This is a genomic window from Runella aurantiaca, from assembly GCF_003339505.1.
Taxonomy (GTDB): Bacteria; Bacteroidota; Bacteroidia; order Cytophagales; family Spirosomataceae; genus Runella; species Runella aurantiaca.
The window spans coordinates 16195-29552 of sequence record NZ_QPIW01000019.1 but is presented as its reverse complement, the minus strand read 5'-3'; the positions used below and the strand labels follow the sequence as shown (position 1 = coordinate 29552).

General features: G+C 44.9%; 13 protein-coding genes. 11 read left to right on the top strand and 2 right to left on the bottom strand.

Annotated elements, in window-relative coordinates; translation table 11 throughout:
- Window positions 1–89: 89 nt before the first annotated feature.
- Together DVG78_RS20070 and DVG78_RS20065 are read left to right on the top strand one after the other, a co-directional pair.
- The gene (locus DVG78_RS20070) at window positions 90–977 is read left to right on the top strand and encodes an MBL fold metallo-hydrolase (protein ID WP_199563279.1); all 888 of its coding nucleotides are present in this window, start codon (window positions 90–92) and stop codon (window positions 975–977) included.
- Between the two features lie 129 nt (window positions 978–1106).
- Window positions 1107–1472, top strand: a complete 366-nt coding sequence (locus DVG78_RS20065; protein WP_229598281.1) for a putative quinol monooxygenase — start codon at window positions 1107–1109, stop codon at window positions 1470–1472.
- 177 nt (window positions 1473–1649) lie between these two features.
- Here DVG78_RS20065 and DVG78_RS20060 read toward each other — a convergent pair whose 3' ends face one another.
- Entirely contained in the window at window positions 1650–4052 is a 2403-nt protein-coding gene (locus DVG78_RS20060) for a M1 family metallopeptidase (RefSeq protein WP_114462836.1), read from the bottom strand.
- Between the two features lie 262 nt (window positions 4053–4314).
- Here DVG78_RS20060 and DVG78_RS20055 point away from each other — a divergent pair, with 262 nt between their 5' ends.
- The 7 genes from DVG78_RS20055 (at window position 4315) to DVG78_RS20025 (ending at window position 11213) form a co-directional block, all read left to right on the top strand.
- Window positions 4315–5673 carry a Na(+)-translocating NADH-quinone reductase subunit A gene (locus DVG78_RS20055; RefSeq protein ID WP_114462835.1) on the top strand — a complete coding sequence of 453 codons (1359 nt, stop codon included), beginning with the start codon at window positions 4315–4317 and terminating at the stop codon, window positions 5671–5673.
- 43 nt (window positions 5674–5716) lie between these two features.
- A complete protein-coding gene (locus DVG78_RS20050) occupies window positions 5717–6874 on the top strand; it encodes an NADH:ubiquinone reductase (Na(+)-transporting) subunit B (RefSeq protein ID WP_114462834.1) in 1158 nt (385 codons plus the stop codon).
- Window positions 6867–7571, top strand: coding sequence for an NADH:ubiquinone reductase (Na(+)-transporting) subunit C (gene nqrC / locus DVG78_RS20045; protein WP_114462833.1), 705 nt, complete (start codon window positions 6867–6869; stop codon window positions 7569–7571). Before DVG78_RS20050 ends, nqrC begins: the two co-directional genes overlap by 8 nt.
- A gap of 29 nt (window positions 7572–7600) precedes the next feature.
- The gene (locus tag DVG78_RS20040; protein WP_114462832.1) at window positions 7601–8281 is read left to right on the top strand and encodes an NADH:ubiquinone reductase (Na(+)-transporting) subunit D; all 681 of its coding nucleotides are present in this window, start codon (window positions 7601–7603) and stop codon (window positions 8279–8281) included.
- A 61-nt stretch (window positions 8282–8342) separates the two neighbouring features.
- Complete coding sequence (nqrE, locus tag DVG78_RS20035) at window positions 8343–8957, top strand: NADH:ubiquinone reductase (Na(+)-transporting) subunit E (protein WP_114462831.1); 615 nt, start codon at window positions 8343–8345, stop codon at window positions 8955–8957.
- A gap of 6 nt (window positions 8958–8963) precedes the next feature.
- Complete coding sequence (nqrF, locus tag DVG78_RS20030; protein ID WP_114462830.1) at window positions 8964–10214, top strand: NADH:ubiquinone reductase (Na(+)-transporting) subunit F; 1251 nt, start codon at window positions 8964–8966, stop codon at window positions 10212–10214.
- Between the two features lie 3 nt (window positions 10215–10217).
- On the top strand, window positions 10218–11213 hold the full coding sequence (locus tag DVG78_RS20025) for an FAD:protein FMN transferase (protein ID WP_114462829.1): 996 nt from the start codon (window positions 10218–10220) through the stop codon (window positions 11211–11213).
- On the opposite strand, the gene DVG78_RS20020 is transcribed toward DVG78_RS20025, so the two are convergent.
- A complete protein-coding gene (locus DVG78_RS20020) occupies window positions 11210–11404 on the bottom strand; it encodes a membrane or secreted protein (protein WP_114462828.1) in 195 nt (64 codons plus the stop codon). The two genes, DVG78_RS20025 and DVG78_RS20020, sit on opposite strands and share 4 nt — an antisense overlap.
- A gap of 147 nt (window positions 11405–11551) precedes the next feature.
- Here DVG78_RS20020 and DVG78_RS20015 point away from each other — a divergent pair, with 147 nt between their 5' ends.
- On the top strand, window positions 11552–11986 hold the full coding sequence (locus tag DVG78_RS20015; RefSeq protein ID WP_114462827.1) for a CBS domain-containing protein: 435 nt from the start codon (window positions 11552–11554) through the stop codon (window positions 11984–11986).
- Window positions 11987–12032: 46 nt separating this feature from the next.
- The gene (nhaD, locus tag DVG78_RS20010) at window positions 12033–13346 is read left to right on the top strand and encodes a sodium:proton antiporter NhaD (RefSeq protein WP_114462826.1); all 1314 of its coding nucleotides are present in this window, start codon (window positions 12033–12035) and stop codon (window positions 13344–13346) included.
- The last annotated feature ends 12 nt before the right edge of the window (window positions 13347–13358 follow it).

The following is a 13358-nucleotide window of genomic DNA, read 5'->3' as shown; positions in this document are numbered from 1 at the left end:
ATAAAAATAGCGTGACCTTTGCATTGCTAAAAACAGCATAAGCCCTTGCAAAACAATTGAATAACAAAATTAACTCATAAACATTTTACATGAAAACGAAAATACCGGCAGTAATTGCATTAATGGTATCATTCCTTTTTGCCGGCGCACAAACGCCGACAGCTTCCAAAAAATACCAAGCCAAAGCCCCGAAAACACAGCCGTTTGGCAAAGAAGCCTTTGAAAAAACGGACAAAACCATCGTCCGATGGACAGGAAACGCGGGATTTTTGATCAACAGTCATGGAACAACACTAATGGTTGATCCGCTCTTAAAAGATTTTGATATGCCGGTATTGATTGATTATCCCATTGCTCCCAAAGATGTACCGCATTTGGATGCTGTATTGATAACCCACAGTGACAACGACCATTTCAGTATACCGACCAACAAAGACCTGGCACCGCATACCAAAGAATTTCATTCGACCGTGTATGTCGATTCATTGATGAAGAATTTAGGCTGGAATTCGTTCGGTCATGGTATTGGTGACATCTTTAAAGTAGGGAAAAACGTATCCGTAAAACTATCTCCTGCTGACCATCAATGGCAAAATGCATACAAGGGAGCGGCCAATCGTTTTTTCAAAAAAGAAGACTGTACCGGTTTTTTGATTACCACCCCGGAGGGTACGATTTGGGCGCAGGGCGATTCAAAACTAATGCCCGAACATTTGACAATGACCCCACCGGATGCCATTTTATTTGATTTTTCGGACAGTGAATGGCATTTTACCTTAGCAGGAGCGGTAGAGATTGCCAATGCGTATCCCAATACTCCGCTTTTACTTTCGCATTGGGGAACGGTAGACGCACCTGATTTTGCTCCCTTCAATGGCGACCCCGAAAAATTAAAAACACGCATCATCAATCCCGGACGCATCGTTATATTGGCTCCGGGAGAGCCTTATGAATTAAAAAAGCTGAAAAGCAAATAGACTTTATTCGGAGGCCATCAAAATTGAATATAAATACAAACGTAAAAACAAAAGAGAATGAAGATGCACATTCCTAAATTTCAAAACAGGGTTTATAAAGCAACCTTTGTTTTTCTATTAACAATCGGTATGATTTTTTCTCATCATAAATCTTCCGCTCAACAAAAAGAAATGATGGTACGTATTTCAGAAATTGAAATTTTTCCCGCCGACCTTGAAGAATACAGCGCTATTTTGAAAGCAGAAGCGGCGGCATCGGTGAAACTGGAACCGGGTGTTTTGTCAATTTTTCCAATGTACCAAAAGCACAATCCGACGCAAATAAGAATTTTGGAAATATACGCCAATAGGGAGGCATATGAGTCACATTTGAAAACGCCCCATTTTCAACATTATAAGACATCTACCCTCAAAATGGTAAAGTCATTAAAGTTGATTGACATGAATGCGCTGGATTCGCAAACAATGCAGGAAATATTTCGAAAGCTAAAATAGAAAGCATACAGCATCAGCGAATATACATTTTTCTGTATTTGAATTTGCTTATAAAACGCTTGAAATGGCTTCGGAATGTTGCTTCATTGATTAAGGTATCAATGATTGTCGTTGGGTGATTAATGGCAGAACCGAATTTACAAAAAAGGGCAGACACAAGGCCTGCCCCTACGTTTGTTAATTTTTGGCCCCGCCTTGCTGACCTGCTTTCGGCGGCTGACTTTGCTGCGCTTCTTGCATTGGATTGGTACCACCGCCACCTCGGCGACCGCCAGCCGGGTTCTTAAACAGTTGGAAGCGTGTAGGCGCAGTAGGCTGGCGCGGAAAACTGTTGTCTTCCTCGTCAATATCGGCAATCTCGCGATATGGGTCTAAGGTCCATTGTACCACTTTTTTCTTAGAGGTAATTACCTTTGAAATCTGTTGGTCGTTCAGGCGCCAAATTTCGGCGGGGAAACGCACCAATGAGTCGCTGCCGTCTTCGTATTGCATCTTCACAATGACGGGCATGGGCAAGCCGCCCTTATTTTTCACTTTCAGCGTGTAAAAATTCAGTCCTGATTCTACCAACTTACGCTCATCGGGTGTTAAGCTTGCCAGATAGGTTTCGTATTTTTTCTTGTCGGTTTCGGTGACTTTGTACGGGTCGTAGCTGTTGTAAAAATCCTTCATGTCGGGATTTTTATCTACCACCGATTCTTTGATGTAGTCTTTGTCGCGCTGCCGGGCCACGGTGTTGCGTTTGGCTTCTGATTGCTTTTTCGCTTCGGCTTTGGAGATTTCAGGGTTTTGCGTGTCCAATGCAAACCATTCTACTTCTACTAAATCCTGATTTACTGGTTCAACGCCATAAAACCAACCTTTCCAGAACCAATCCAAATCTACGCCCGAAGCATCTTCCATGGTCCGGAAGAAATCGGCAGGGGTAGGTGATTTGAACGCCCAACGGCGGCTATATTCCTTAAAAGCATAATCAAACAATTCTCGTCCCATGACGGTTTCGCGCAAAATATTCAACGCCGTAGCGGGCTTGGCATACGCACTTGCGCCGGCGTTGATGAGGTTGTCGGACATGGTCATGATGGGCACCAGATTCTTGGGGTCTTGCTTCATGTAATCGACGATGGCCTGCGGCTCACCACGGCGCGTAGGATAATCTCTATCCCATTCTTTTTCGGTCAGGTATTGCACAAACGTATTCAGCCCTTCGTCCATCCACATCCATTGGCGCTCGTCGTTGTTGACAATCATGGGGAAGAAGTTGTGGCCCACTTCGTGGATAATTACGCCAATCATACCGTATTTGGTCGCTTCCGAATAGGTTCCGTCGGCTTCTGGGCGGCCGCCGTTGAACGAAATCATCGGGTATTCCATTCCGCCCACGGGACCGTGGCAGGAAATAGCGACGGGATAGGGGTAATCTACCGAAAATTTTGAATAGGTTTTGATGGTATGCGCAATGACTTCGGTTGAATATTTGCCCCAAAGTGGATTTCCTTCTTTGGGATAAAACGACATACAAAGCACTTTTTTGCCCGCTACTTCCTGCATTTTACCGTCCCAGATGTATTTACGGGAAGTGGCAAAGGCCACATCGCGTACATTCTCGGCTTTGAAAATCCAGGTTTTTTTGCCGCTTGGCTTGCCTTTTTCTGCTTTCTCTCGCTCTTCTTGCGAAGCAATCACAACAACTTTGTCGGAAGATTTGGCCTGCTCAAATTTTTTCAATTGGTTGGTTGTCAATACTTGGGCGGCGTTTTGAAGCTCGCCTGTCGCGCCCAACACGTGGTCGTCAGGTACGGTGATGGCCAATTTGAAATTTCCAAATGATAGCGCAAATTCCCCCTGACTGTAATATTGTTTGTGTTGCCAGCCCGTTACGTCATCGTACACGCACAAACGGGGATAAAACTGGGCAATTTCGTAGACATTGTTCCCATCTTTGAAGGCTTCAAAGCCCGTACGACGACCACCTTTGGAAAATTCTACAATCCGATAATTCCAGTCCATCGCAAAAGAATACGACTGCTTAGACTGCACGGGTTGCGGTAGGTCAATGCGCATCATGGTTTGGTTGATGGTGTATTTGAGGGGCTTACCAGTTTTGGCATCTCGTACCGACGTGATGTTGTAGCCATAATCCGCATTTGAATAGTTCATGTCGGAAATGGTTGCCAAACTCGTCATGCTGGTTTGGGTGCCCAAATCGCCCGTGCGAGAAACGGGGCCAGGAGAGTTCTTAGCAAATAGGTTTTGGTCTAATTGAATCCATACGTACGGCAGCGCGTCGGGCGAATTATTGAAATAAGTGATGGTTTCGGTGCCAATGATTTTGTTGTTGGCCTCGTCCAATTCTACTTTGATGTCATAATCGGCGCGTTGTTGCCAATAATCTTTTCCAGGCGCTCCCGAAGCGGTACGGTAGGTATTGGGCGTGGGCAGTCCAGTGCCGAGTTGTTCAAACCGGTCGTTGGCGTGGTAGTTTTGAGGTGAGGGAGCCTGAGCTTTGGCTGCGTATAGACCTTGGAGCAAGACGCAGACAATCACTGGCAATGAGTTGATGAAGGATAATTTTCGCATGGGTTAAAAATTTGGTTACTCAAAGATACAGGAAAACCCATTTTAAGCCGAAAGAATGCTACCAAAAGAACGGATTTTGAGATGAATTCCCGATAGTTAAACAACTGAAAAACGAATTTGGATAATTTTAGACGTTTAGAAATACATTCGTGATTAATAGCCTCACCATCAGAAAAATATATTCCAAAAAATGTTTTGAAGAATTATTAGAATATTTAGAAATAATCCTTTGTTTTGTATTATTAAAAGAATAAATAGTAATATGGGAAAGGTAATTACTATTAAGAAGGGTTATACCATTAAAATGGATGGAGTGGCCCAAAAAACCATTACACACCTTGCGCTTTCGGATGTAGTAGCCCTTAAACCCCACGATTTCCCATCTGTTGTTCCGAGATTATCGGTCGAAGTGGGTCAAGAGGTCGTCGCGGGTCAATCGCTTTTCCACGATAAAAACAATCCCAAAATTCGACTTCCTTCACCCGTAAGCGGTGAGGTGATTGAAGTCGTTCGCGGCGACAAGCGACGAATTCTCGAAATTCGGGTTATGCCCGATAAAATTACCAAATACGCATATTTTCCCGAAATCAATCTGCCCAATGCAGACCGCGATGCAGTAGTTGAGTACTTGCTCGAAAGTGGCTGCTGGAGTTATATTCGCCAACGCCCGTATTCCCTCATTGCCAATCCCGACGATATTCCCAAAGCTATCTTTGTTTCCTGCTTTGACACTTCTCCCTTAGCGCCTGATTTGGGTTTTATTATCGAACAAGAACGGGCGAATTTTCAAACGGGGCTGGAAGTTCTGGACAAACTTGCCAATGGCCACCTTCACATATCTCTACACGCGGAAGTGGGGGAACGGCTCTCAGAGAGCGACTTCCGGGGCATTGCCAACCATAAATTTCACCATTTCAGCGGGCCGCATCCAGCGGGTAATGTGGGTATTCAAATCCACCATATTGACCCTATCCAAAAAGGAGAAGTGGTTTGGTATGTGCAGCCCCAAGATGTGATTATTATTGGTAGGTTGTTTACCGAAAATCGGTATCGGGCGGAGCGCATCGTTGCTCTAGCGGGTAGCTGCGTAAAACAACCTCAGTATTTTAAGGTTATTACGGGTCAAAAAATAAAAAGTATTACGGGGAATAAACTGGATTCGACCAACTTTCGGCTGATTCAGGGTACTATTCTGACGGGGAAGAAGACTTCTGAAGATGATTTTCTTTCCTTCTACGAAAACCAGTTGACAGCGATTCCAGAAGGCGACCAACCCGAGTTTTTGGGGTGGCTACTGCCTGGATTTCATAAGTTGAGCCTGTCGCGTACTTTTTTCTCGTGGTTGACCCCCAATCGCTCCTACAATCTCAATACGAACAATAACGGTGAAGAACGGGCATTTGTCATGACTGGCCAATACGACAAAGTGCTACCGATGAATATTTACCCCGTACATTTACTGAAAGCTATTTTGGCCAAAGACCTTGAGCGCATGGAAGAGTTGGGCATTTATGAGGTTTCGGAAGAAGATTTTGCCCTGTGTGAGTTTGTTTGCACTTCCAAAATTGACGTACAGCGTATCATTGCCGACGGTCTGGCGTATGTTCGTCAGGAAGGCTAGTGGGTAATTAAGAATTGTTGAACCTTTCCTCAACCCTTTTACCGTGAAAATAGCGCAAAAACTCCTAAATTCTGTAAGGCCCCACTTTAAAGAAGGGGGACGATTTGAAAAATTACATCCAGCATTTGATGCCTTGGAGACATTTCTGTTTGTGCCGGGGCATACTACGTCTCAGGGGGTGCATGTGCGCGATGCCATTGATTTAAAACGAACCATGTTTACGGTCATTGTGGCGTTGGTTCCGACGCTGCTTTTTGGGATGTGGAACGTGGGCTATCAACATCATTTGGCCTACGGAATGGAGGCCTCGTTGGTAGATAATTTTTTGTTTGGTTTTTGGAAAGTGCTGCCCATCATTATTGTATCTTATGCTGTTGGGTTGGGGGTGGAATTTATTTTTGCCATTGTCAGAAACCACCAAGTCAGTGAGGGGTATCTGGTGACGGGCCTGCTGATTCCGCTCACCATGCCTGTCACTATACCTTTATGGATGGTGGCATTAGGGGCTATTTTTTGTACGGTGTTGGGCAAAGAGATTTTTGGCGGTACGGGTATGAACTTCATGAATCCGGCGTTGTTGGCGCGGGCATTCATGTTTTTTGCTTTTCCCGCGTATATGTCGGGAGATATTTGGACCGACCTGTCGCCCGAGGCGGGTCATGCTTTGGTCGATGCGTATTCGGGGGCAACGAATTTAGTGACCTTTGATGCCAATTTTACAAAACTCCCTTCACCGGCTGACATGTTTTGGGGATTTGAGCAGGGCTCTATTGGTGAAACCAGCGCATTTGCGTGTCTGATTGGGGCTTTGATTCTTATTGCTACGGGGATTGGCAGTTGGCAAATCATCGTTTCCTGCGTGGTTGGGGTGTTGGTGATGGGGTTGTTTCTGAACGTCGTAGCACCAGCTGATGTACCTACGCACGCCATGCATACGCCCGCGTATTACCATTTATTGATGGGTGGCTTTGCGTTTGGGGCGGTTTATATGGCTACTGACCCTGTAAGTGCCGCTCAAACAGAAACGGGTAAATGGATTTATGGCCTCTTGATTGGAATGTTTACCGTCATCCTTCGGGTATTTAATCCCGCCTATCCGGAGGGAGTGATGCTGAGTATATTGTTGATGAATGTCTTTGCTCCTTTGATTGATCATATTGTCGTAGAACAACACATCAAAAACCGCAAAAAACGTGCATAGCAACCAATACACCCTGATTTATGCCGCCGTTTTGTCGGTCATTACCGCAATCGTGCTGGCCGTGGCTGCCGAAGGGCTTAAGCCTGCACAGGAAGCCAACATTGCTCTGGACAAAAAGTCCAATATTCTGCGGGCAGTGAGATTGGCGTACAACGAACGTACCCAAATAGAAAACACCTATGCCGAACGTGTACAAGAAATGGTCATTAACGCCGCGGGTGAGCCCGTGAGCGGTGTTAAAACTACCGACATAGATTTAAAAGAAGAGGTGGCTAAAACGCCCGAAAATCGCCGCCTTCCACTGTATGTTTATACCGAAAAAGAAGGAAAAAAATACTATATAGTACCTCTGCGAGGCACAGGGCTTTGGGGGCCAATATGGGGGTATATATCGTTGCAGGATGATTTTGACACGGTTTACGGTGCCTTTTTTGACCACAAAGGAGAAACACCTGGTTTGGGCGCCGAAATAGCGGAGTTGCCATTTCAGCAACAGTTTCAGGGCAAGAAAATCATGTCGAACGAAGGGCAGTTTGTTTCGGTCAATGTGGTCAAAAAAACCGATAAAGTAAGTTTTGGAAATGAACACCGCGTAGATGCCATTTCGGGCGGGACGATTACTTCTCGCGGCACCGATGCCATGCTCAAAAACTGTACGGCTCCGTATTTGACGTATTTTGAAAAAATTAAAAAGTGAGATAGACAACTTATAAACGCACATCAACGATGAGTACAGAAACCACCCCTGTTGCGGTTGTAGAGGAGAAAAAGAAAGAAGGATTGTTCTCCAAAAAAAACCTGCGCGTACTCCGCGACCCTTTGGATGATACCAACCCCGTGACGGTACAGATATTGGGCGTTTGCTCGGCTCTGGCGGTTACGGTTCAGGTAAAACCCGCCATTATCATGGCCTTGGGCGTAACGGTCGTTACGGCTTTTTCCAATCTCATTATCTCCCTCATTCGCAATACCATTCCCAATCGTATTCGCATCATTGTGCAGTTGATTGTGGCGGCAATGCTGGTCACCATTGTTGATCAGTTGCTGAAGGCTTACATGTTTGACGTGAGCAAAAAACTATCCGTTTTTGTCGGCCTGATTATTACCAACTGCATCGTCATGGGTCGTCTAGAAGCCTTTGCGTTGGCGCAGAAACCCTGGCCTTCTTTTTTGGATGGCATCGGTAACGGTTTGGGATACGGAATTATTTTGGTGATTGTGGCAGTCATCAGAGAGGTGTTGGGTTCGGGCTCGGTGCTTGGCTTCAAAGTAGTGCCGCAATGGCTCTATGACATGGGATATGTCAACAACGGTTTGATGATGTTGCCTCCCGCGGCGCTGTTTCTGATTGGAATATTTATTTGGTGGCAGCGAAGCCGCAATCGTAAACTCATTAATGCCTCCTAAGTAAGTTGTTATGTATTTAGTTGTCAGGTTTTTATGTTAAATTTTAGCCTTTACACTTGTTATGCAGCATCTCATCAATATCCTCATAAAGACTATTTTTGTTGAAAACGTAATCTTTGCCTTCTTTTTGGGTATGTGCTCGTTTTTGGCGGTGTCAAAAAAAATCAAAACCGCTTTTGGACTGGGATTAGCGGTAATTTTTGTGATGGTGCTTACCACGCCTCTCAACTATCTTATTTTGCGTTATTTGCTGTTTGAAGGTGCTTTAGGATGGATACACCCTTCGCTTGCCTCGGTTGATTTAACCTTTTTGTCATTTATCCTTTTTATTTCTACCATTGCTGGTGCAGTACAATTGGTAGAAATGGTGGTGGAGAAATTTCTGCCCGCGTTATACACTTCTTTGGGCATTTTTCTGCCGCTTATTACCGTCAACTGTTCTATTTTGGGGGCGTCGCTGTTTATGCAGGAGCGTGAATACAATTTTGCCGAAACCACCGCTTTTTCGTTGGGGGCAGGTATTGGCTTTTTCTTGGCCATTGTTTTGTTGGCGGCTATCCGTGAGCGCCTTCGATACTCCAATATTCCCGAACCGCTGCAAGGCTTGGGTATCGCCATGATTGTAACGGCCCTGATGGGTTTGGCTTTTTTGAGTTTTTCTGGAATCCAACTGTAAAACGCTATGCTACCCGTACTTACTGCCAGTATTGCCGTCTTCATTTTGGTTGTTTTGCTCTTTGCGTTTCTTATTCTAAAAGCCAAAGACCGTTTATTACCCCAAAAAGAAGTGTCCATCATTATCAACGGTGACCAAGAACACCCGTTTGTCGTTAAACCGGGGTCGTCTCTTTTATCAACCTTGGCGGCGCAGAACCTATTTTTGGCATCGGCCTGCGGTGGTGGAGGAACCTGCGCCATGTGTAAATGCCAAGTGTTTGAAGGCGGAGGGGAAGTGCTGCCGACCGAAACCAACCACCTCAATCGGCGGCAGGTGCAGGATAAAATACGCTTGGCCTGTCAGGTCAAAGTGAAAGATGACATGGAAATCAGGGTGCCCGATGAAGTATTTGGCATCAAAAAATGGGAGTGTACGGTGGTTTCCAACGAAAATGTTTCTACCTATATTAAAGAATTTGTGGTAAAACTGCCCGAAGGCGAAAATTTAAAATTCAAGTCGGGGGATTACATTCAGGTGGATGTTCCTGAATTGAACATTGATTTTAAAACCCAACTTTACAACATACCCGAGCGTTTCAAAGATGAATATGACAAGTTTAAAATATGGGATATAAAAGCAAAAATTGATGAGCCACTTTTTAGGGCGTATTCGATGGCCAATCACCCCGCCGAAGGCAATATCATCATGCTCAATATTCGCTTGGCTACCCCGCCGTGGGACAGAGCCCGCAATGCTTTTATGGATGTGAATCCAGGGGCGTGTTCTTCGTACGTTTTTTCGCGCAAACCGGGCGATAAAGTAACCATTAGTGGGCCTTACGGCGAATTTCACGTTAAAAAAACCGAAAAAGAAATGATTTATATCGGCGGAGGGGCAGGTATGGCACCGCTTCGTTCGCATATTTTTCATTTATTTCATACGTTGAAAACGGGTCGTAAAGTGTCGTATTGGTACGGGGCACGGAGTAAAAAAGAGATTTTTTATGAGGAAGATTTTCGGGCCATCGAACGAGAATTTCCTAATTTTCGCTTCGAGATTGCGCTTTCTATTCCGTTGCCCGAAGATAATTGGACTGGTTACGTTGGGTTTATTCACGAAGTAGTAAAAAATGAGTATCTGGACGACCATTCTGCCCCAGAAGATATTGAATATTACCTTTGTGGCCCTCCCATGATGCTCTCGGCCGTTCAAACCATGTTGGATAATCTCGGAGTTTCTAAAGAAAATATTGCCTTTGATGATTTTGGGAGCTAAACAATGAGAAAACTGTTTTGGGGATTATTGGGGTTGGTGTATGCCTTGGTAGGCTGTAAAAGTAGGCCATCGTTTACGTATTTGGAGGGACAGGCGCAGGGGACAACGTTTAGAATTGTATACGCGGATAGCCGTGATTTTTCCAAGGCCATTGACAGCCTTTTTCGAGCTATTGACCATAGCATGTCCCTGTGGGACAGTACCTCAATCATCAGTAGATTCAATAGAAATAGCCCTGGAACAATAGCAGATGCGCATTTTGAAAAAGTGTTTAATAAATCTCAGGAAGTGGCCAAACTGACCGAAGGCGCGTTTGATATTACGGTGGGTCCTTTGGTAAAAGCTTGGGGATTCAGCTATAAAAAGGGACTACCCTTGCCCACGCCGCCGCAAGTAGATTCTCTTTTGCAATGGGTTGGCTACCAAAACGTCAGTATTGAAAATGGTGTTTTGCTAAAAGGAAATTCGGCGATAGAAATAGACTTCAACGCCATTGCGCAGGGATATACGGTAGATGTAATGGCTGAATTTCTGAAAGCCCATGGAATCAACGATTATTTGGTAGAAATAGGTGGAGAAGTGCGGGCCGAAGGACACAACGAAAAAGGGCAAATATGGCAAATCGGGATTGACAAACCCACCGAAAAAGAAGAAACGGGGCGGCCGTTGCAAACCGTTGTTTCGTTGAATGGAAAATCTCTCGCTACGTCGGGGAGTTATCGGAAGTTTGTGATGCGTGAAGGGAAAAAATATAGCCATGCCATCGACCCCAAGACAGGAAACCCGATTACGCACAATTTGCTGAGTATTTCGGTGATTGCTGAAGATTGCATGACGGCCGATGCCTTTGCAACGGCGTTTTTAGTGATGGGGCTGGAGAAAGCAAAAGTTATTGCGCAGCAACAACGTTTAGAGCTGTACGGTATTTATGCTACTCCAGAAGGAAAATTGCAGACTTTTGCCACGGCTCATTTCTTTTCGACCTCACCCCCGAACTAGGCTTTGTCGGCGCAAGGCTCGCCTGGTTTTCGGCCGCAAACCCCGCAAACAGCCCCTTCTTTTTGCAGAAAAGGGTTGTTGCTGGCACAACTTCCTTTAAACTCGCCCCCTTTGACTAGCAATAAACGGACGCTCAAAAGAGCAACACTCACCAGAACAAGCAAGATGGAAGCTGCGATTACGGTACCCATAATTGTTTTTTTATTAAAGATAATTCAAGGCGTTAACATCCCCAAAGAATAAATGATATTTTTCGACGATTTATTTGGATATAAGTCATTGATTTTATAAATTCGTTTAGAGATAAAGATTGGTAACCCATTAAAAATGAAAAACTTATGAAATCCGTAAAAAAATTGCTTGCCGATAAGCCTCAATCTTATATTTGGAGTGTTTCGCCCGATACAACGGTGATTGAAGCGCTCTTTTTGATGGCGGAGAAAAATATTGGCGCAGTCGTTGTGCTTGATGGAGAACAATTGGTGGGGATATTTTCAGAGCGTGATTATGCCCGAAAAGGAATCGTGCAGGGACGAAAAGCGAAGAGTACCCCTATCTCCGAAGTGATGACCCCCAAAGTGTTTACCGTTACCCCAGAAATGGATATTCGGGAATGTATGAAGTTGTTTAGCGAGAAAAAATTTCGCCATTTGCCAGTGATGGAAGAGGAGCGAGTGATAGGCGTATTGAGTATCGGAGACATTGTAAATTCAATCATGAAAGAACAGGTCGATCACATCCAATTTTTGGAGAGTTACATTACAAATGCGTAGTTATTCCCCTAATCCTTTTCTTTTTACCCGTTAATCTTGGTCAATTATGGCTATTCTACTCGCTGCCGTATTCATTTTAGGATACGTGCTGATTGCCTTTGAGCATCCGCTGAAAATTGACAAAGCTGCCTCCGCGTTATTAACGGGGGTTTTTTGTTGGATAATCTTATTGTTTGGCTTCGAAAATATGCCCGCTTTTGAAGGGATATCCTCCCAGCCCGACGTTCATAAAGTACTCGACGAAGCGCTTTTTGAACATTTAGGCGAGATAGCTGGGATTCTGTTCTTTTTGTTGGGGGCCATGACAATTGTCGAATTGGTGGATGTTCACGAAGGGTTTCGAGCCATTACCGACCGGATTTCAACCACCAATCGGGTGAAGCTTCTGTGGGTTATTTCTTGGATTTCGTTTTTCTTATCGGCGGGCCTGGACAACATGACGACGGCCATCATCATGTGTGCTCTGCTGCGGCGGATTATCAAAGAAAAAGAAAATATTTGGCTGTTTGGCGGATTTGTTGTGATGGCCGCCAATGCTGGCGGTGCGTGGTCGCCCATTGGGGATGTGACTACCATTATGCTTTGGATTGGAGGACAAGTGACAACGGTTGCGATTATGCAATCGTTGATTATACCATCGTTTGTTAGCCTGTTAGTCCCGCTTTTAGCGGCAACGTATTTTTTGCGTGGTGGTGGGGCATTGCCCAAAATGCCCGTAAAAGAATCAAAAGAACATACGCAAACGACCCCTTTGGAGCAAAATATAATGTTTGTATTGGGAGGCGCTGCCCTTTTATCGGTGCCTGTATTTAAGGCTATTACGCACTATCCACCGTATATGGGGGTTTTGTTGGCCGTGGGCCTTTTGTGGTATTTTACCGAATTTTTGCACCGAGACAAAGCCCTGGAAACCAAACAGGGCTTTTCGGTGGCGGCGATGTTACACCGGATTGATACGCCCAGTATTTTGTTTTTTTTAGGAATTTTGCTGGCCGTTGGAGCCCTAGACACCTCGGGGCATTTGCGGTTAATGGCGACGTTTCTTAATCAGACCTTCGGCAACATTTACATTATCAACACGTTAATTGGACTTCTGTCAGCGATTGTCGACAACGTTCCACTAGTGGCGGCGGCAATGGGCATGTATCCATTGACTGAGTTTCCACCTGATGCCGATTTTTGGAATTTATTGGCGTACTGCGCGGGTACAGGGGGAAGCATCCTTATCATCGGTTCGGCGGCAGGGGTGGCTTCTATGAGTATTCTGAAAATTGATTTTCTTTGGTATCTCAAGCGCATTTCGGGCTATGCGCTCTTGGGATATTTGGCAGGAATCGGGGTTTATTATTTGATGCACTGATTTTTTGAGAAA

Coding starts and splice junctions, on each gene's coding strand:
- DVG78_RS20070 (WP_199563279.1), top strand. CDS start 90: ATGAAAACGAAAATACCGGCAGTAATTGCATTAATGGTATCATTCCTT.
- DVG78_RS20065 (WP_229598281.1), top strand. CDS start 1,107: ATGATTTTTTCTCATCATAAATCTTCCGCTCAACAAAAAGAAATGATG.
- DVG78_RS20060 (WP_114462836.1), bottom strand. CDS start 4,052: ATGCGAAAATTATCCTTCATCAACTCATTGCCAGTGATTGTCTGCGTC.
- DVG78_RS20055 (WP_114462835.1), top strand. CDS start 4,315: ATGGGAAAGGTAATTACTATTAAGAAGGGTTATACCATTAAAATGGAT.
- DVG78_RS20040 (WP_114462832.1), top strand. CDS start 7,601: ATGAGTACAGAAACCACCCCTGTTGCGGTTGTAGAGGAGAAAAAGAAA.
- nqrE (WP_114462831.1), top strand. CDS start 8,343: ATGCAGCATCTCATCAATATCCTCATAAAGACTATTTTTGTTGAAAAC.
- nqrF (WP_114462830.1), top strand. CDS start 8,964: ATGCTACCCGTACTTACTGCCAGTATTGCCGTCTTCATTTTGGTTGTT.
- DVG78_RS20025 (WP_114462829.1), top strand. CDS start 10,218: ATGAGAAAACTGTTTTGGGGATTATTGGGGTTGGTGTATGCCTTGGTA.
- DVG78_RS20020 (WP_114462828.1), bottom strand. CDS start 11,404: ATGGGTACCGTAATCGCAGCTTCCATCTTGCTTGTTCTGGTGAGTGTT.
- DVG78_RS20015 (WP_114462827.1), top strand. CDS start 11,552: ATGAAATCCGTAAAAAAATTGCTTGCCGATAAGCCTCAATCTTATATT.
- nhaD (WP_114462826.1), top strand. CDS start 12,033: ATGGCTATTCTACTCGCTGCCGTATTCATTTTAGGATACGTGCTGATT.